This window comes from Paenibacillus koleovorans NBRC 103111 (assembly GCF_004000845.1).
GTDB lineage: Bacteria > Bacillota > Bacilli > Paenibacillales > NBRC-103111 > Paenibacillus_AA > Paenibacillus_AA koleovorans.
Genome location: NZ_BIMA01000020.1, coordinates 46,977 through 66,626, shown reverse-complemented (window position 1 = coordinate 66,626; position 19,650 = coordinate 46,977). Strand labels below are relative to the sequence as shown.

The 19,650-nt window shown below is 53.3% G+C and carries 12 protein-coding genes and 1 pseudogene; 9 read left to right on the top strand and 4 right to left on the bottom strand.

Translation table 11 applies throughout. The annotated features are described in order from the left end of the window. Positions 1-101 precede the first annotated feature (101 nt). Entirely contained in the window at positions 102-2,396 is a 2,295-nt protein-coding gene (locus PKO02S_RS09375; protein ID WP_127581581.1) for a family 20 glycosylhydrolase, read from the bottom strand. Between the two features lie 182 nt (positions 2,397-2,578). On the opposite strand from PKO02S_RS09375, the gene PKO02S_RS09370 reads away from it, so the two are divergent. After that, on the top strand, positions 2,579-3,472 hold the full coding sequence (locus PKO02S_RS09370; protein ID WP_164821363.1) for an AraC family transcriptional regulator: 894 nt from the start codon (positions 2,579-2,581) through the stop codon (positions 3,470-3,472). Between the two features lie 58 nt (positions 3,473-3,530). On the opposite strand, the gene PKO02S_RS09365 is transcribed toward PKO02S_RS09370, so the two are convergent. From PKO02S_RS09365 to PKO02S_RS09355, 3 genes are all read right to left on the bottom strand, one after another. After that, positions 3,531-3,824 carry a hypothetical protein gene (locus tag PKO02S_RS09365; protein ID WP_127581575.1) on the bottom strand — a complete coding sequence of 98 codons (294 nt, stop codon included), beginning with the start codon at positions 3,822-3,824 and terminating at the stop codon, positions 3,531-3,533. A 21-nt stretch (positions 3,825-3,845) separates the two neighbouring features. After that, positions 3,846-5,981: a Vgb family protein gene (locus tag PKO02S_RS09360; RefSeq protein WP_127581572.1), complete on the bottom strand. Its 2,136-nt coding sequence runs from the start codon at positions 5,979-5,981 to the stop codon at positions 3,846-3,848. Between the two features lie 106 nt (positions 5,982-6,087). Further along, positions 6,088-7,731 carry a type 2 periplasmic-binding domain-containing protein gene (locus PKO02S_RS09355; protein ID WP_127581569.1) on the bottom strand — a complete coding sequence of 548 codons (1,644 nt, stop codon included), beginning with the start codon at positions 7,729-7,731 and terminating at the stop codon, positions 6,088-6,090. Positions 7,732-7,992: 261 nt separating this feature from the next. Here PKO02S_RS09355 and PKO02S_RS09350 point away from each other — a divergent pair, with 261 nt between their 5' ends. The 8 genes and pseudogenes from PKO02S_RS09350 (at position 7,993) to PKO02S_RS09315 (ending at position 19,648) form a co-directional block, all read left to right on the top strand. Then, positions 7,993-10,464 carry a hypothetical protein gene (locus PKO02S_RS09350; RefSeq protein WP_127581566.1) on the top strand — a complete coding sequence of 824 codons (2,472 nt, stop codon included), beginning with the start codon at positions 7,993-7,995 and terminating at the stop codon, positions 10,462-10,464. A gap of 307 nt (positions 10,465-10,771) precedes the next feature. After that, the gene (locus PKO02S_RS09345; RefSeq protein ID WP_164821362.1) at positions 10,772-12,055 is read left to right on the top strand and encodes a helix-turn-helix domain-containing protein; all 1,284 of its coding nucleotides are present in this window, start codon (positions 10,772-10,774) and stop codon (positions 12,053-12,055) included. A gap of 88 nt (positions 12,056-12,143) precedes the next feature. Continuing rightward, positions 12,144-13,433, top strand: coding sequence for an IS1380 family transposase (locus PKO02S_RS09340; protein ID WP_127581560.1), 1,290 nt, complete (start codon positions 12,144-12,146; stop codon positions 13,431-13,433). Between the two features lie 313 nt (positions 13,434-13,746). Continuing rightward, positions 13,747-15,171, top strand: coding sequence for a chymotrypsin family serine protease (locus tag PKO02S_RS09335; RefSeq protein ID WP_127581557.1), 1,425 nt, complete (start codon positions 13,747-13,749; stop codon positions 15,169-15,171). A gap of 512 nt (positions 15,172-15,683) precedes the next feature. Beyond that, positions 15,684-16,989 (top strand): annotated as a pseudogene (locus PKO02S_RS09330) (IS1380 family transposase). Between the two features lie 66 nt (positions 16,990-17,055). After that, complete coding sequence (locus PKO02S_RS09325) at positions 17,056-17,532, top strand: ABC transporter substrate-binding protein (protein ID WP_164821361.1); 477 nt, start codon at positions 17,056-17,058, stop codon at positions 17,530-17,532. Between the two features lie 79 nt (positions 17,533-17,611). Continuing rightward, positions 17,612-18,559 carry an iron-hydroxamate ABC transporter substrate-binding protein gene (locus PKO02S_RS09320; RefSeq protein ID WP_164821360.1) on the top strand — a complete coding sequence of 316 codons (948 nt, stop codon included), beginning with the start codon at positions 17,612-17,614 and terminating at the stop codon, positions 18,557-18,559. A gap of 33 nt (positions 18,560-18,592) precedes the next feature. Continuing rightward, entirely contained in the window at positions 18,593-19,648 is a 1,056-nt protein-coding gene (locus PKO02S_RS09315; RefSeq protein WP_127581548.1) for a FecCD family ABC transporter permease, read from the top strand. Positions 19,649-19,650 lie beyond the last annotated feature (2 nt).

Below are 19,650 nucleotides of genomic sequence, written 5' to 3'. Positions count from 1 at the left end.
CCTCCTCCGGGAATGGGTTGGGTTGGGACAACCGCTTTCCATGTGATTGTGGCACAAAGCGGAGAAGGATTCAAGCAAACTCCAATCTTACCAAGCTGCGATTAAGCTTCGTCCAGATCGGCGGCGCGCGGGTGCGGGTACACGGTGAGGCGGAGGCTGTCGATTGGGAGCGGTGGGATCGTAGCTGCATCGTCATCAGCCGCAGCGGCCGTATCGGCCGCAATCGCCGCCTTCGAAGCGGCGTCGCCTCCCCGACCGTTCCCGCCGCCTTCCCGCACACCAGCGTCGCGCCAAGGCGCCAAGAACGCGAGCGTCTCGCGAATGCTGCGCGCAAGCGGCGTGAACTCCCGCAGCGACGCAGGAATCCAGTATTCGACATGCGTCTCGCACACCGCGAGGAGTGCCGCATGGAGATGCTTGTCCGCCTGCTCCATCTTGCCATACGCCTCTTCGAACATGTCGGGGCGGTCGGGGTGATGGACGCGGGCTTGCTCGTACAGGCGGACCGCCTGGCCGAACTGGACGAGCGCGTCCAGCACGCCCTTGGTGCGCGTGCAGTCCATAACGTTGTACGCGAGCAGCTGCGCGCGATCCGCCCGCGGCGCCGCCTGAGCGAAATAGCTCAGCGCCCGGTCCAGATCGAGCGCGAGCAGCCGCGACAGCGTCTCCACCGCGAACTCGTTGTTCGCGAGCGAATTCAACACCCGAGCCGGATACGGCTTGCGCGGGTAGTAGTTGCCGAAGTAGATGCTCGTCTCGATCAGGAAGTAGCAATGCCCGTATTGCCCGTACACTTGCCGCATCCGCCGGAAGCCGTCCTCCAGCGCCTCGACCGAAGCCGCGTCCGCCTCATCCCCGCACAACCAACGCGCGTAGCGCTCCTCGAACCGGACGACCCGCGAAGCGGTATTCCAGCTTTTCTCGGCCAGAAACGCTGTATTCCGATGCTGATTCGGCGCGTAGACGGCGTAGGAGACGGCGGCAGACGCACCGACGCGGACCCCTTCGTTTACCATAATATCGATATTGTCGAGGAAGTCTTGGTAGACAATATTCGGGAAATAGCCGGTCGCCGGCGCGACCCAGTTCTCCGCTCCGCGAACATGCTGAACCGACAAGGGAGGCTCATGGTACCGCCACCAATGGATCGTCAGCTTGCCGGCCAGTCCGCTCTCCTCGAGCATCCGCTCGAAGTCCTCGTCGAACCCGCCCATGCCGTGCAATGCGTCGTGCCAGATGATGATCTTGTCCATCCCCAGCCCGACCAAATGCGTGCCCAGCTCGCGGATATACAGATGGAGCAGCTCTTTCTTCGAGTAGCGCAGCATGTCCTCGCTGCACCAAGGGGATACCGCCCGACTGCTCATCCGCTCGTTCATATAGTGAAACGGCGCAACCTCGTCGCAGCCGATATGCACCCACGTCTGCCTGTTCGGCCGCATATACCGCTCCACGAGACGCGTATAGATGCGCTTCAGCATCCCCATCGTCTCCGGGTGGGAGAAGCTGTAGCCGAAGCCCGTCGGATTGCCATTCGCATCTTTGGCCGAGATATGCGGATACAGCTGCGACAGCACCGTCGTATGGCCGGGGCCGTTGAACAGCGGGATCGTCCGGACCCCGCGCTCGGCAGCGTAAGCCATAATATCGCCCAGCAAATCCTCCGCGTAAATCGGCATCTCATATTGAATCGTTCGTTCTTCCCCGAGCGTCGGATCGTAATAAGATAACTGCCTGCCGGTCACCCGCTCAGGGTCGTCGATCAGCGGGACGAACAAGAAATCAAGCCGGCTGTCCGGCTCGTCATACCGCATCGGCCAAGCTCCGTTGATGCCGATGCTGAGCGTGTTCAGCTTGAGCGAGACGAGCTCGTCGATCAGCCGGTGCCAGTCGTCCAGCTTCATCAGGTCCGAACCGATGAAGCATTCGACGAACACGCCGCGCACCGGCATATCCGGCGCATCCTCGATCGAAGTCAGCGTCAGCCTCACGCCGCCAAGCTCCGACGCCGACGCTGGCTGCGTCGAGAGAGGCGAGAGCAGCTGCAGCCAAGTCTCGACGGCATGCAGCATGCTGCGAGGAGAACCGCAGAACCTCGTTTCCTCCGCGTCGGTTTCCAGGCCGTAGCGCTCGCTGGTGCCGGAATCGGCGTTCGGTACGAATCGCAGCCGATACGGACCTGGCGCTGGGGCTTCCATCTCCGCAGCGGCCGCCTCCAGCAAGGCAACGGCAATGAAGCCCATGTCCGTCAGCCGGGACAGCACATTCTGCGCTGCCGCTCGGATAAATGGCGAGCAGTCGGCCGGAATCAGAGCTGCGATAGGCCGCTCGAAGGGGAGGTGGACCGTTCCTTTGTCCACTTGGTGTTTGGGTGCAGGAATAAGGGCAGTAGGCATGATGTCGCTCCTTTAATGGGCTAGTCGACCATGATATAGGCAAGGGAGAGGCCGAAGTCCTCACTTTGAAGCTGGGGAGCATGACCGGTCTCCATAAGTATAGAATTCGCCAGAGAGCTATGCCAATTCCTTCCCGCCGATATGGTACAATAAGGCTAGCAAGCGAGAGGAGGCGAGGCGGCATGACGGAGGTGTATCCGCACTACGAGGATGCGATATTGACGCGCAATCTAAGCCATAAGAAGTTTTCTTTCTACATAGGGCTTCACACGCATGGAAATTATCCGATCCATCACCATGAACAAATTGAATTAAGCGTTGTGCTGGAGGGGAGCGGCGTTACATTCATCAACGGGTCCTCCTACTTGCTCAAGCCGGGAACGATGCTGATCATACAGCCTCATCACTTGCACAACTTCAGTACGGCGGGAGATGGCCGGTTCGTTCAGCTATGCTGTATGCTGGATATCCGTATTCTGGCGGAAGGGTTGATGGAGCCCGATTTGCGCGGAATTCTGAGCAAGCTCGGAGACGAGCTGTCCCCTGTGCTGGAGCTGGACAGCGACAGCTTTCAGCTCATCCGCCGGCATCTGTTCGAAGCGTTGGATGAATTCAACGGTCCCGGGCTCGGCGGCAACTGCATGATCCGTTCGAAGCTGGTAGAGGTTTTCATTGCGTTCATCCGGCAGCATTCGCAGCTGCGCGAGCTGTGGCACCCTCCGCAAGTCGAGCAGAAGATCGATGATTGGAAGCTCTTGCAATATGTCAATACGCATTACATGGAAGAACAGGTTACCATCGATTACGTAGCCGCATTGTTCAAATGTAGTGCCACCTATATCAGCCGGTTGTATAAGGCTCAAGTCGGTCAAAGCTTCTTGAGCCATTTGCACGAGTTAAGAATTCGCAGAGCCTTGAGCCTTCTCGCCGCCACAGAAATGAAAATTTCCGATATTGCCGCTGATACCGGCTTTGAGTCGCTCCGAACGTTCTCTCGGGTGTTCCGAAACTTGAAGGGGATGACCCCCTCCGAGTACCGTCATTCTTTAGCAGAATTGAAAAATAGAGGCCAGTGACCTGCAGTTCCGGCGAGGAACATGCATGCCATTGGCCTCTTTGTGTTAGAATCGCCGATCAGTACGCATAACGGAAAATATCCGTCGTGCTTATATAGTAGAGATTGCGAAATTCGTCCTCGATCAAGCGGACCTTCGAGTTAGCCGTGCTTTCTATGGTCGTGACCGCTTTTGTTGTCGGATGGATTTTGAAGAAATAGGTGCCTTTGATGACGCCGTACACATAATTGTCCTTACCCGTTACGAGGGACGCATCGAGTACAATCGCGGAGGATGCGGTCGGTCCGTAGTTCACGGTCGGGAACAGGTTGCTGCTGTATACGAACGTGCCGGTCGAAGGATTATAGATCAACAGATACCCTTCCGCCATCATTCAGATGTTGTTGTCGGGACCGACTGTGATGGCGGTAATCGCCGCGATGCCAGAGACGGGCAGATTGATGACGGTGGATGTTCCGGCGGCAATGTTGTATTTCAATAGCTTGGCGCTGGTTTCGGTAGGCGCTATTCCTAATCCGCCGGAAATCGAGGTGCCTCCGTATACGTAGCCGCCTTGGTAAGTAAGCGCGATAATGCTCTGGTTATTGACGATATTGCGCTTCACCGTGTGCACGCCGGTCGACGGATCGTAGATTGTGAGCGCTCCGCCAAGCTCGCCGTAAGAGGGCACGGAGCCGATGAACAGCTTGCCCTCGGCGGTCACCATACTGCCCGGACGATCCTGCTTATTGCTCTTCAGATCGAACAGCTTGACCGGATTCGTCCCGATTGACCAAGGCTGGGAAGGGTCGTGCTCGTAGAGATACGCTTCCGGATAAACCCCGTAATAGATTTTCCCGTTCAGCGTCGCCATGGCCTCCGTCTGTCCTACGCCCCGCTCTATCGTAATCTGATCGGATCGCATCGATGTGTACATTCCGGTGCCGCCGGTAAGGAAGCCGCTCGTGTATATTTTATTGTCCGGTCCCTTGATCAGGCTCTGAAGAATGTTCGGGGTTTCCGTGATGCCCGTGACGTATTGGGTCGTGACCGTCCCGTTCTGGAGGTTGTATTTGGCTACCATAAGTTTTCCCATGCTATTCTCAATGCCCACCAGTGTATAGCCGGGATAGTTCGTCTGGTCCGTCAATTGGATAAGTCCGAAATCCTGCGCATTCGGGAAAGGCACACCTAGCGACGTGTACGTTTTGTTGGCGATATGGTAAGTGTGCAGTACATTGTCCTTCGTGAAATAAACAACCCCGTTGTGTACCGAGGACACCAGACCGGAGCTTACCTTATCGATCTCCGTTTCCTGTGTCACTACTCCTCCCGCAATATCGAACACGATCGTTTTGTAGCTGGGCAGCACTCTGGCGAACAGCTTGCCGCCCTCGATATCCAGGTTATAGACGAACGACTCGGAAGCGTAGCCGGCCGGCAGCACATTGCTGCTTGTTCCTGTAGCCGGATTGTACTTGATCAGGTGGGCATGGGCGCCGATTCCGGCGTAAACCATGTTGCTGGCCGGATCGTACGCGACACTCCGAACATATTGTTCTGCCGATACCAGGGGGCTGGAGCCCAGCTGCGTATAGCCGGAGCCTGGCGTATACTTCATCAGCTTCGAATTCGGGAACGATCCGATATAGACGGAGCCGGACGGGCCGGGAGCGAGCGACCACAGGAACGGCTGCCCACCGGCTTGCCCGAGGTCGACAACGCTGGATGCGCCCGGCGTATATTGGAACAGCTTGCCGCCGTTATACGTGCCCGCATAGATTTTCCCGTCAGTGGCCTTGGCAATTCCCCATCCCCCCGCCGCCCCGGGCAGCGCGTAGGTGGTCGCGCTTAAAGTATCGATATTGATCGAGGCCAATCGGGCATCTGTGCCGGCCGCTCCGTCCACTACGGCATAGATCGCATCCTTATTGGAGCCGTCCTTGCCGAATGTAGCGGAATGGATCGCCGTGCTTGTGATTTGCGTCCCGACATTCATCAGTGATTTGGTTATGAAGACTTCGTCCCAGTAGACGGTCCCTATATTGGCTCCATTGGAGTATAGCATGGCGGTCACGTAAGCTGTTCCTGCCGGCGCTACACCCGAAGTCTTCAGATAGGTCCATTGGTTCGCGGGGGCGCTCGACGTGACATAAGTCGTGCCCAGGTATGTTTTCGAGCTGTTCCAGAAACGCAGATACAGATCGGCGGCTCCGCTCTCGATATACGCTCTCGCATAGGTTACATAAGTGGTTCCCGCCAGAGCCGGCAAGTAGTCGCTTTCAATCCCGTATGCCGTTCCCGCCGCATTATCTTCGATTTTCGCGCTTAGCGTGCCTGAATACGCGTGATTCGAGGAGGCGGTGATGCCTCCGGTGCCATACTTTTGCGTCCACGAGGTTAGTCCGGACTCGAAGCTGTAGTTGGGGACCAGCAAATCCGCCGCGGAGGCGGGAGGAAGGCAGAATAGCATGGCCAGCAGGCTGATGCCCCAACTGGCTGACACAATCTTGGCGATAACTCGTTTCATTAAGGATACCTCCTTTAATAGTAGGATGATGAAACAGACCCGCGTCCTGAATCGCCCTTCCGGCGGGATAAGCGATGCTGATCTGCGGGTCTGGGTTCAAGCGGAATCAGTCGGTTTTAAATGCAATTTTTTTGCCTAGCGCGGTCGAGATTTGCTCCGCGTACGCTTCGAAAATAGCCCGGCCCTTGTAGGTATCCAGCAGTTCGTTCAAATATTTCGGCCAGTTGCTCGAATCCTTCTCTTCCATCAGCACTTGAACTTGTTTGGCCCGCATTTGCGTGCGATAGGCACCGATATCCAAGCCGACCGGAGGCACTACATTTGTCCCCAGCACGTAGTACTTGTTCTTCGCGATGGAGGCGAGGATGGCACGGTCATGATCCGTTTCCCGCGGGTCGACGATTTGCAAGCCCAGCGCTTTCGATGGATCCTTGACACCCAGGGTAAAGACGCTGCCCCAAACCTCGGTGAAGTTCCCATTGTCGCCGATATCTTTTTTGAATGCGTCGGGGATCAAAGTGATTTTATTGCCTTCCCGTTTGTAATGGACGCCTTCCTTGCCGAAGTTAGCCAGCAAATACCCCTCCGTGCCGGATAGCCATTCCAGTATTTCAAGCGTGCGCTCGACTTTCTTCAAATCCGACTTGGCGGAAAACATGAATGGCGTACCCGGCAGCGGCTCATAGGTTACCGGAATGTCTCCGGCAATGTGGAAGGCGGCGAATTCAGCCTTGGCATTGCCTGTGATCTCGCGCGTTTTCTTCTGCACGCTGTTCGTTGTGTTGTCAAAAGCGGCATCCCGGGTGCCGGAGAAGAAAATGCCGGCTTTTCCCGCCTGCACTTTGTTGATCTGATCCCCGGGCTTATTCAAGAACCAATCCGGATCCACGATGTTCATAGCCAACATTTTGCGCACATCCTCCAGCACTTTGGCCGTCCGCGAGTTGGATCCGCTGTCGACGAAGTTGTTGCTCGAGTCGACCGCGAATCCAGGCGTCATCCCGTTCTTGAACCATTCCGGGAAGTCGGCGGGAACCGAGTTGCCGCCGGCAGCCGTCGTATAGCCGTACGTATCGTTCTTACCGTTTCCGTCCGGATCGTTGAATGTAAAGGCTTTCATTACGGCGATCATTTCGTCATAATTAGCCGGAACCTTCAGCTTGAGACTGGGATCCTTGGCATTCAGCGCGTCGATCCAGTCCTTCCGAACATAATAGGAATTGTACCAGTTTTTCTCGAACGGCACCGGCGCGCGCATGAACTTGCCGCCTACCTGGTAGCGCTTGAGCTCGAGCTCGGACACCCACTTGAAATAATTCGGCATCTTGGCCGTCGTAACCAAGTTGGTCATATCCATGCCTACCCCGTCGGCGATGTACTTGGACGTGGCTGTCGCTTCCGGATGGAAGAAGTCCGGCGCAGAGCCCGAGGCGACCAAGGCGTTCAGCTTGTTCGTGTAGTCGGTGCTCATCACGACATAATCCAGCTTGATCTCCACGTTGAACTTCTCTTCGATCGTCTGCCTGATGAAATCTTTGTCCCGGGACGGGAGCGACGAGGCAGCGGTCGGCACGCTAATCATCCAGTTTAAAGTCAATTTTTCCTTGGCCGGTGTAGCCGGGGCCGCGCTCGGATTCGAAGAAGCGCCCGGGCTGGCCGTTCCTTTCTCCTCTTCTTTCCCCCCGCATGCACTCAGCAGCAGGATGGAGACCGTCGACATGACGATGACCTGTTTCAACTGTTTTTTCAATCCATTGACCTCCTCAAATGATTTTCAGCGGTAATTCAACCTAAAGATAAATCAATTTTCACACCCGTATTAGTCAAATCCTAGCGCAGGTCAGACAACATTATCGCTGTCCCTCACGGACTTACCGGAATTTATTTATGGGATTGAAAATGGCTTTGTCCCGCCCTGATATGTCTAAATCGCCCTTCCGATTGCCTTTACGATGAAAACGAGGTGTATGTATTCCGGGTCATCTCAAATAACAAAAATGGAGGTTTATTGATGAAACGAACATGGTTTTTTTCCAAAACGTCACTATTGAGCTTGGTTTTCAGCATCTTCATGTTAATGTTCTCCCTCCCGTCCGCTTCCGCAGCCGACTTGCTGGTGCCCAACTACAGCTTCGAATCGGGGCTGGCCTCTTGGACGCAGAAGTACGGTACCGGAGGCATAACGTCCTCCACGGATCAGGCTTTTACCGGCGCCAACAGTCTCAAGATTGTGGACAATGTAAGCACAGTCGCCTACGGAATCGAGAGCGACTACTTGCCGGCTCTGGCCGGGACAACCTACGTAACCTATGCGAGAGCCTACATCGCAAGCGGAGCCGCCGATCTGTATCTGCGCTTCTGGAACAGCTCGAAGACGTACCTGGGTACGACCTATGTTTCGAAGAGCACGCCCTCGAATGAGTGGACGTATCTGAAGGCGACCGGCGCGGCGCCGGCCGGAACGGCCTATGTGACCGCCATGCTGTACTCCAGCGGGGCGAATATCGGAACGACCTACTGGGACGATGTCTTCCTTACCAAATCGCTGATGAATGTCGGGACGCAAGTCACGAGCACCTCGATCCATTCCGCTACTTTCGGCAAGGATGGCTCCAATAAGGATACGATCTACGCCGTTGTGGATGGGGCGACAGGCGTCAACGCCCGATTGGCCGCTATCAATGTCGATACGCTGAGCGCAACCACGTACACCTTATCGGGAGCGGGCGGCGGATGGGGCATTACGAGGGCGACGGACGGAAAAGTTTATGCAGGCACCTATAGCGGCGGGAAGCTGTTCCAATACACGCCGGGCGCCTCCGGCGCAGTCGATCTTGGTCAGGCAGGCGGACAGTCGTTCCTGTGGTCGCTCGCTCCGGGCTTATCAGGCAGCGTCTATATGGGGACTTTCCCGAGTGCGAAAATTATGAAATTCACGCCAGGCTCCGGGTATACGCAAATCGGACCCAGCCCGATCGTCTCGGGCGAGCAATATGTGCGCAGCGTGGAATACGATCCGGCGAACAATACCGTTTACGCCGGAGTCGGCGCTCACGCCCATCTGATCAAGTACAATATCTCCTCCGGGACCGGCGTCAATGTTCTGCCGGCCGGCTATGCCTCCGAGGAGTTCGTCGCCAATCTGGATATTGAGGGCGGCAAGCTGTTCGCCAGGCTGATCCCCAGCTACAAGACGGCCGTCTTCGACATCACGGGAGGCGTCGTCACGCAGGATGCGGAGATCGATAAGGTAACCTCGTCCATTGTGTCCGAAGTTCGCGGCGGTCTGGTCTATTTCACGAAGGATCGGGTTCTGCACACATACGATATCGCCAATAAAACCTATACCTCGCTCGGAGTGCCGTTTCCGAACACATTCGATTTCGCTTTCGTGCAGTTGGCCGATCAGACGAACTTCCCCGGCTACACCCTGATGGGCATCTCCAACTTTATGGGGCAGCTCGAGGTCGCCAAGTACAATCTGCAGACCGGCACCGTTACTTCCGCTTACCTTAGCAACATCTCCGAGTCTCCGACTACGTTGCAGAACATCGTGAAGGGGCCGGACAACAAAATTTATACAAGCGGCTTCCTTACGGGCGGAACCGGGATCTACACGTCCATGCGGTCGGACCAGATTGAGGTGAAGCGGGGAATCGGACAATCCGAAGGCATGGTGGTCCATAATAATAAAATCTACTACGGGGTATACCCCGAATCGATCATCTATGAGCACGATCCATTCGCTCCGTGGTCTTACTCGATCATTACCCAAGGCACGAATCCCAACCGATTATTCGATCTGCATGCCGACAAGCAGGACCGGCCGGTCAGTATGATCAGCGCGGAGGGCAAAATCTTCATCGGGACCGTGCCTACCTATGGCGAACTTGGCGGAGCGCTGACAATCTACGATCCGTCGACCGGTGTACGTACGGTGAAGCGCAATATCGTCAATAACCAGAGCGTCATTTCGTTGGCCTATAAGGACGGTTATATTTACGGAGGCTCCTCGGTATCGGGAGGACTGGGGGCGGCCCCGACGGAATCGAGCGCCAAATTGTTCAAGTACAACATCGCGGCCGGGACGACAACGCCGATCAGCTTGCCCGTGTCCGGACTCGCCGCAGTGACTTCGGTAATCGTCGGTCCCGACAATAATATCTGGATGATGGCGGAAGGGTATCTGTTTATTTATAATCCTTCGACCGGCACGTTTGCGTACAACAGCAATCTCTTCCCGTCCGTAACCTACAACCCGACCGCGGCTTCGACGATCATCTTGGACGCATCGCTGGTCAACGCCAAGGACGGTTATGTGTACGGCGTCATCAAAGGCACTTATTTCTTCAAAATCCATCCGACGACGAAAGCGGTCACGACCCTTGAAAGCACGGCGAACGGCAAGGTCCGGCTGATCGAAGACGAGTTCCGCAATCTGTACTACATCGGTGGAACCGATATATACCGGTATGCCTTCTAGGAAGGTTCATCCGCGGCTTCAAGAAAGTCGTCGGCACAACGCCGGGCAGCTACCGCAAGAGCGAGCAGGAGCGGGCTCGGGGAAAGGCATTGCAATAGCAGGATACAGAGGTGAAAAAGGAGTGGGCGAGCAGCCCGCTTCTTTTTCATATATCAGCGACGGAATGGGACGATCATGGATCTATGTAGACGAAATTCGAATCATTTGTTACGATAATGAGTATCATTATCAATCTCGTTCGCGAGAAAATAATGCAGCTATGCAGATTAGGTTCCTTAAATACTGCATTAACGAAAGGTCGAGCTACATGAATCAACCATTCGGATCCATCGGTCCTGGCCACGATAATCGGAGCAGTGGGGGAGACGTTCTTTTTGTTCCAGTAGAAGTGATGGAATTCAGGCATACCGCCCGATCGCGCCAACCCCTTGCCCTTACGCCGGCTTCGGACACGATGTGGATGGTGGCAAGCGGGAGCGGCAGCCTGCAAGTCGGCAACCGTCGGCATGCCCTGGCGGGCGGAACGGTTGTAGTCTGCCCGGCTCATTCGCCACTCGTCCTTCAATCCGATTCCGCCGATACGATTCGCGGCTACCGAATAGGCTTCCGAGCGCTTGGCCTCCAGGAAGCCGGGGAGGATCGCCCCTGCCCCTCTCCACTGCCCGTCCCTTATATGAACAAAGCGCCATTTCGCGCGATCGAGCTGGGAAGCGAACTCCATGCGCTATGGAATAGCGGGCAGGCTCCTTACAAAATGCTCGCCTGCTTCTTTGACCTGCTGCATGAGCTTAATGAGAACTGCAGCCGCTCGGAGCCGGACAACAAAATCGAGCGGACGACGGCCTACATGAAGGAGCATTACGATGAAGAGCTGAGCCGGGAGCTGCTGGCCAATGTGGCGGGGGTTAGCCTGGATTATTTCTCCAGCTGGTTCAAGAAAGAAACCGGACAGACATACACCGATTATTTGGCGCGTATCCGCATCGACAGAGCTTGCGAGCGGCTGCTGACCTCCAAATCGCCGGTCTGTGAGATTGCGAGAGAGGCGGGCTTCAGGGATGAAGGCTATTTCAGCCGCAAATTTAAAAAAAGAATCGGTGTCGCTCCAAGCGCCTACGTCCGCATGCCTAAAAAAATCGTTTCGCTATCGGCCAACTGCACCGCTTTTATGCTAAGCTTGGGCGTCGTTCCGGTAGCGGCGGTCGTCAGTCCGTGGATTCATCGTAAATTTCAGCGTTATTTGGCGGAGACTCCGAAACTGGCCTATGCCGAATCTGCGCTCGATACCGGTCTGTTGGGGCAAGCCCATCCGGATCTTTTTCTTTGTTACGATCTGTTGGCGGAAGCGGATATTCTCAGGGATTGGGCTCCGGTCGTGCTGTTGAAGCTGGCCGACCTGAGCTGGCGGGACCAGCTGCTCCTGATCGCGGATTTAACCCAATCGACGGAGAAAGCCCGGGTGCTGTTGAATCGTTACGATGAAAAGGTGGCGAGCTGCAGGGAGCAGCTGGCGGATGTAATAGGCGAACACGAGACCGTGATAAGTATGGAAATTTTTCCTCATCATATTTATCCTGAATTTCGAAAGTAGCCTTCTCTAAAAAATTAAAAGGGCTCCGAATCTTTGGTAGAATGGTGTTTGTCGAGAACACACACCCAAAGAGAGGAGCACCTTTTAGGTGAAGTCTACCACACCCGTCAGCAAAATCAAGAGTGAGTTTTCGCTTCAAAACGCCTCAAGCTTCGGAGGCGTTAAAATCTTTTTGGCTTATCTCGAAAAAATTAAGCTTGCAGAGGCCATGCATGGTTTATCCGGCGGAAAAGCACGCAACGCCGTTTTCCCCCTGCCACGCATCTTGCTCTATCTGATCATCGGCTGGATGCTCGGCTGCGCACGGATTTTTCACTTCCGCAAGCTGCAGCACGACGCGCTGCTCGGCCGTTTTCTGGGCGGCCGCCTGCCTCATTACAGCTTGCTGTACAAAGAGCTTGCGCGTCTGGGCCGATCCTGTCCCGAACTGCCGATGGAACTTCGCAAGCTGAATCTGGAAGTCATTCTTCCCTGTCTCCCTGACAAGCCGATCCTCGATCTGGATTCCTCCGTGGAGACGGTATACGGGGAGCAGGCCGGCGCCGCCAAAGGCGTCCATTCACATAAGCCCGGGCGCCTTAGTTACCATCCGCTGCTGGCTTTTGAAGGGAATCTCAATGCGAAACTGCGTCCCGGCAACACGCATTCCATGACCGACGCGGTTGACTTCCTACAGCAGACTTTCGAACTGCTCGGCGATCGACAAGTCGCATACGCCCGGTTCGACAAGGGCTTTGGCGGCAAGGATTTCTACCGGCTGTGGGAAAGCCGCAAGATCGGCTATGTCGGCAAACTCAAATGGACCAAGCGACTGGCGGCCGAAGTCGCGACTTGCCGCTACTGGACGCGCTATGTCGACGAGGACTGGATCATTGAAGGCATTACTTTGATCTACAAAGCAACGTCATGGAAAAAGTCCCGCCGCGTAGCGGTCATTCGCAAAGCGCAAGTGTGCGTTGACGGTCAACACCGCATCGTGTTTGACGAAGTTTGGCAATACGAAGCAATCGTAACCAACCTGGAATGGGAACCGATTGATCTGTGGCGCTGCTACAACCAGCGCTGTTGCATGGAGAACTACATCAAGGAAGCCAAGGACGGCTTTTCCATCGACCGCATTGCCACTAGCGAATTTGAATCCAACGAACTCGATCTGCTAATCAAGCTGCTGGCCTATAACTTGTTCGAGCGCTTCAAACGCGATTGCTGCGAACCGGTGCATCGGGGATATACGATTGCCAGATTCCGGCCGGAATTCTTTCATTGCGCGGCAACGCTCGTTCGTCATAGTCGCTCTGTCGTGCTCAAACTAATCAAGGATTTCGCCGGCCGCCATGCTTGGAAACGGATCGAAGCCAGAATCACGCAGTTGGAATGACGACCACCAACATTTTACATGGAAAACGACAGCGCCTCTTCACTGGGGAGGGGGTAGTTATACCCATGTGGATAATTTTCCGAATTACAATTGGGTTTACTCCCACTTATTCACAGCCATTCAACCTCTCTTAAACTATGATCACCCCATTTTTATGCGCTTTCGAAATTCAGGTAAAGTGAAACTTCGACATACAACAGAGTCGGTAGGGATGCTTTTGCCTTTTGTATGTATAACATAAAAAATAATTATTTCCAGAAATAGGTTTGCCGTTCTGGGGTATTTGTGATAAATTGGAATTAGAGGGGGCTTTATGGAACCCTTTAAACCATGGAGAGGAATGATAGATGTGTTGCGTAGTAAGTATCTAGTTGGTCTTCTGATTGCTTTATTTTTCACGGTTTTTTCAAGTCAGATTTTTGCAGAATCGAATCAAGCCACAACAAGTGACAGTGCATCTGGAAATTTTGAGTACGAAAAAAATTTGCAATTTAGAACTGAGTTTGGGTTCAATACAGCTAAAGAATACATAGAGGATACGATTAAAAATGAGAAAGTTGGGAAATATTATGTGTCATTGACTGAAAGTGAAGAAAAAGAGATGGACCTACGAATGAAAATACAGTCAGAGGTACCGGACATTCTAAAATTTATTAAAGAGGATCTAAAGTATCAGGTAGATGGACTGTTCTTTGACAATATCAACGGGGGAATTTTGAATATTGGCTTCAAGGATCTTGAGAAAATAGATAAAGAATCGATTAAAGGTTTTGTATCCGAATCAACGAGACTGAAGTTATATCAAGTCAGATATTCTGAGTCAGAATTAAATGCACTTACATCAGAAATAAACAAGATTGTTAAAGACATACATGCCCAAAATATTAGTATGGTTTCTATTAGTCCAAGTCCTATCACTCAGAAGGTGGAGATCGGAGTAGAAGACATTAGTTCGATTTCTAGACTAAAAAACGCACTCTCTGAGATGATTAATGGCTTCGAAAAAAATATGGTTAATATTTCGTTGGGAAGCAGAGGAGAGTTTACTGCTTTTGATAGAGCAGCCGCTAGGTTTCGGGCTGTTCCAGGTGGTGCCCAAATAGGGTTCAGTGGCTCAGGTTTCTGTACTAATGGGTTTACTGCAAAAGATGATAGCAACTACTACTATATCTCTGCTGGTCATTGTATGGGGTACGCAGGCCAACAAGTTACTCAAAGTTATATTCTTCCAAACCTTGTTGCATACGCGAATAGGGAAAGTTTATATTGGGCTACAACGGCTGACGCTTCAGCAAGTACTATTGATCCATCAAATGCTACATCCTGGATTATGAATGCAAACTCTGGTGGATTAATCAACAGTCAAAATAATTTGATTGTTGCTGAACAAATTAATGAGTTTGTTGGAATGGGCGTATGTATGTCACTTGGACAAACTAACTCAAACATTTGTACAAGTGTCTCAGATCTGAATTTTAACGGAAATATAGGTTTATTTAATTGGTATACAAGTTATCGGAAAGTATTATATACTTCTGTTGCAGGAGACAGTGGTTCCCCAGTCTATGTATCGTGCTTCGAATGTGGAAACTATGTCGCACTGTATGGAATGGCTACAGCGAATGACGGTAGTTCTGGCGGCACTTATGTGGCATATATTGGAAATATTAAAAACGAGCTTGATGTAGAGGTTGTAAAGAATAATAATAATTCCATAACTTATACTCCTTTTCCGTAGAAAAATATGAGTGTAGTGGTGAGGACAATGATGAGGATAACTAAAAGAGTTTTACTATTAGGTGGATTGGCTATCTATATTATGGCATGCAAATTATTAGCAAGGTTCTATTTGCAAGAATATTATAAGATAGTTTGTTCTATAGTCTACTTAGTACCCATAATTCTAGTTGTCCTAAAATTGTCTAGAAAGAGTAGTAGAAAAATAAATATTGTTGATCTTACCTTATTTGTAGCAGTACTCACTCTTTCAATAATTGCTTCAGATTACTTTATTGATAATAAAACTGGGGATTTTACGCCTAGGCTTGAATAAAACAAAAATTTGGCCTCCAAGAATAGTTGGAGGCCTTTTTTTGCTTGCTTATTTTTAGTGTCACGAGTAACTAAGTAATTATCTTTAACCTGAATTTCGAAAGTACTGCCCAATAAAAATATAAAAAGGGCTCCAAATCTTTGGTAGAATGGTGTTTGTCTAGAACAACATCACCCAAAGAGAGGAGCACCTTTTAGGTGAAGTCTACCACATCCGTCAGCAAAATCAAGAGCGAGTTTTCGCTGCAAAACGCCACGAGCTTCGGAGGCGTCAAAATCTTCTTGGCTTATCTCGAAAAAATCAAGCTTGCGGAGGCCATGTGCGGTCTATCCGGCGGCAAAGCACACAACGCCATTTTCCCCGTTCATCGCATCTTGCTCTATCTCATCATCGGCTGGATGCTCGGCTGCACACGAATTTTTCACTTTCGCAAGCTGCAGCACGATGCGTTGCTCAGGCGTTTTCTGGGCGGCCGTCTGCCTCATCACAGCTTGCTGTACAAGGAGCTTGCGCGTCTAGGCCGTTCGTGCCCGGCGCTTCCGAAAGAGCTGCGCAAGCTGAACCTGGCGAGTATTCGTCCCTGCTTGCCCGACAAGCCGATTCTGGATCTGGATTCCTCGGTGGAGACGGTGTACGGAAACCAGGCCGGCGCCGCCAAAGGCGTCAATTCGCATAAACCCGGCCGCCTTAGCTATCATCCGTTGCTGGCTTTTGAAGGGCAAACCCATTTGAATTTGAATGCACGGCTTCGTCCCGGCAACACGCACTCTTCCACCAATGCCCTCGACTTTGTGCAGCAAACCTTCGAGCTGCTTGGCGAATGCAAAGTCGCGTACGCCCGGTTTGACAAAGGCTTTGGCGGCGAGGACTTCTACCAGTTGTGGGAAGGCCGTAAGATCGGCTACGTCGGCAAGATGAAATGGACCCAACGCCTCGCAAACGATGTGGCGGCTTGCCGCTCGCTACTGGACCCGCTATGTCGACGAGGATTGGATCATCGAAGGGATTACCTTGATTTAGCAAGCTACGTCCTGGAAAAAGCCCCGCCGCGTAGTGGTCATTCGCAAGGCGCACGTGTGCGTTGACGGTCAGGACCGCATGGTGTTTGACGACGATTGGCAATACGAAGCGATCGTGACCAACCTGGACTGGGAGCCGATTGATCTGTGGCGTTTTTACAATCAACGCTGTTGCATGGAGAACTACATCAAAGAGGCGAAGGACGGCTTCTCCATCGATCGCATCGCCACGGGTGAGTTTGAAGCCAACGAACTCGATCTGCTGATCAAGTTGCTGGCCTATAACTTGTTCGAACGCTTCAAACGCGATTGCTGCGAGCCGGTGCATCAGGGCTATACGATTGCGAGATTCCGACTGGAGTTCTTTCATTGCGCGGCTACGCTCGTTCGTCATAGTCGATCGGTCGTGCTCAAGCTGATCCAGAATTTCGCCAGCCGCCACGCGTGGAAACGGATCGAAGCCAGAGTGGTTCAATTGGAATGACCACACCAACATTTTACATGGAAACCGACAGTGCCCCTTCACTGGGGAGGGGGAAGTTATCCGCTAGTGGACAATTCCCCGAATTTCCGTTGGTTCTTCTTCCACTTATTCACAGCCATTCAACCGCTTTCGGAGGATCCTCCCGCAGCCTTATGCGCTTTCGAAATTCAGGTTTATGTCTACGGGGATTCGTGGGGCAAAGGCGGCGAGGTCCTCTACCAGTCGCTCCGCTTGAAGCCTCCGCAAGCCATGATGCACAACGGGGAAGCCATAAGCCGCTACAAACGCATTGCTCTGGAAGAGCTGCCCGAGTATGCGGCGGATCATCTATTTGTCAGTGTGAGGAACGTGCCAGGGAGCAGCAAACATGCCAACACAATTATGAGCAGCGCTGTTTGGAGCAGTCTGCAGGCGGTCCGAAACCGCAAGGTTTACGAGGTCGATTCGGATATGTTCTACGGGTTCGATCCGATCTCGCTGGAGGCGCAGCTTGAAGAAGTGTTCAAATGTTTGAACTCGAATTTGTCCAAGCCGTATCACTAATAAATCCATGGACGGCCCAAGGGGCACCCCTGTATAATCCTTGATGATAATGAATATCAATATCATTCAGGAGGGTGTCATGAGGAAAGTAAAGAAGCTGTTGGTTATCAGTTTGGCGTTGATTATAGTCGGAGTTGTGCTGAGCGCTTGCGCAGGGGAGCAGAACGTACCGTCATCCGCAACGAAGATGTACAAAACTTCCACCGGTGAAGAGCTTGAAATTCCGACGGAAGCTAAAAAAATAGTCGTCGTGTCCCGGGCGTATTTAGGCCATTTGCTCGCGCTCGGCATTAAACCGGTCGGAGCACCCAGCGACGCTTTGGACAACTCTTTCCTTGAAGGGATGATCGACGGCATTGCCGATGTGGGAGCCGGACAGCCGTCAGCCGAGAAGATTCTGGAGCTGGGCCCGGACTTGATTATTGCGTCCTCTATTCCCGATGCGGATTATGAAAAATATCAAAAGGTTGCGCCGACCATTCGGATTCCTTGGGGCGTTTATGATTTTCGCGAGACGCTGCAGGAGCTGGGGACGATTACCGGCAAGACGGCGGAGGCGGAGAAGTGGCTGAAGCAATTCGACCAGCAAGTCGCGGAAAACAAAAAGAAGCTGGCCGGTGTGATCGGCGACAATGAAACCGTTGCGATCATGGAGATCAACTCCAAAGCGTTCTACGTATACGGCGATAACTACGGACGCGGGGGCGAAGCGCTCTATCACTCTCTGGGGTTGAAAGCTCCGGACAAAGTAAAAAAGGAAGTGATCGACGGACCCGGGTGGGCCGCGCTTTCGCTGGAGACGCTGCCCGCATTTGCCGCCGACCATATCGTGCTCAGCGTATTGGAAAATGCGGGGGCCAACGGGGATTCCATATTGAACAGCGCCATCTGGAAAAACCTCAAAGCGGTCCAGAACAATCGAGTTTATCGAATTGACGCGAAGTCCTTTTACAATTCCGACCCGATTTCCGTGCAGAAGGAAATGAATATTCTGGTCGATATGCTCATCAAGCGCAAGCAGCAATAGTTTCATTCAGATTGTTGCGGTCGAGGAGTCATCATGCTATTTTCCTTTCGTTCCAAACATAGATCGCCGGTTTCCGCCGTTGTCCCGTTCCGCAGCCGTCCGTGGGCGGCGACATGCATCTTGATCGGCGGGTTGGCGGCGCTTGTGATCGGCATAGGGGTATCCGTCTCGTTCGGCGCGGCGGATATTAGCCCTTTTGTCGTATGGGAGTCGATTTTCTCTTTCAACCCTTATTCGAACGAGCATCAGATCATTCGGGAGCTGCGACTGCCGCGTGTGCTCGGAGGCGCGCTGGTCGGTGCCGGCTTCGCCGTGGCGGGGGCGATGATGCAAGGGATGACCCGCAACCCGCTGGCCGACTCCGGTTTGCTTGGGCTGAATGCCGGCGCGGGCTTTGTATTGACGCTTTGTTTTGCTTTTTTCCCGGGATTGCCCTTTTTGTATTTGATCCTGTACTCCTTCGCGGGCGCAGGGGTAGGAGCCGGACTTGTATACGGTATCGGCTCGTTGGCGAAAGGCGGATTGACGCCGGTAAGGCTTGTGCTGGCCGGCGCTGCTCTGAGTGCGCTGCTTGGCGCATTGAGCGAGGGGATCTCGCTTTATTACGCCATCGGGCAAAATCTGGCGTTCTGGTATGCCGGCGGTACGGCGGGAACGACGTGGCTGCAGCTGCAAATCATGCTGCCCTGGATGGCCGCAGCCATCGCCGGAGCGATCGCCCTGTCGCGTTCGATTACGATTCTGAGCATGGGAGACGACATCGCCCGGGGACTGGGGCAGCGCACGCAACTCGTCAAGCTGGCGGGAGCCGTCATTGTGCTCATTCTGGCCGGCGCGGGGGTAGCGGTTGTCGGGGCGGTAGGCTTCGTGGGCCTCCTCATTCCGCATCTGACGCGAAAGCTGGTCGGGGTGGATTATCGGTGGATCATCCCTTGCTCGGCGGTTCTCGGCAGCCTGCTGGTCGTCTTCGCCGACCTGGCGGCCAGGACGGTCAATCCCCCGCATGAGACGCCGATCGGAGCGATTATTGCGCTCATCGGGGTGCCCTTCTTTCTGTATTTGGCACGTAAGGAGAGGAGGGAGCTGTAAGG

What these genes read in the sequence shown, in the direction of transcription:
- PKO02S_RS09375 (WP_127581581.1), bottom strand. Translation starts at nt 2,396, where the DNA reads ATGCCTACTGCCCTTATTCCTGCACCCAAACACCAAGTGGACAAAGGA.
- PKO02S_RS09370 (WP_164821363.1), top strand. Translation starts at nt 2,579, where the DNA reads ATGACGGAGGTGTATCCGCACTACGAGGATGCGATATTGACGCGCAAT.
- PKO02S_RS09360 (WP_127581572.1), bottom strand. Translation starts at nt 5,981, where the DNA reads ATGAAACGAGTTATCGCCAAGATTGTGTCAGCCAGTTGGGGCATCAGC.
- PKO02S_RS09350 (WP_127581566.1), top strand. Translation starts at nt 7,993, where the DNA reads ATGAAACGAACATGGTTTTTTTCCAAAACGTCACTATTGAGCTTGGTT.
- PKO02S_RS09345 (WP_164821362.1), top strand. Translation starts at nt 10,772, where the DNA reads ATGAATCAACCATTCGGATCCATCGGTCCTGGCCACGATAATCGGAGC.
- PKO02S_RS09335 (WP_127581557.1), top strand. Translation starts at nt 13,747, where the DNA reads ATGGAACCCTTTAAACCATGGAGAGGAATGATAGATGTGTTGCGTAGT.
- PKO02S_RS09320 (WP_164821360.1), top strand. Translation starts at nt 17,612, where the DNA reads ATGAGGAAAGTAAAGAAGCTGTTGGTTATCAGTTTGGCGTTGATTATA.
- PKO02S_RS09315 (WP_127581548.1), top strand. Translation starts at nt 18,593, where the DNA reads ATGCTATTTTCCTTTCGTTCCAAACATAGATCGCCGGTTTCCGCCGTT.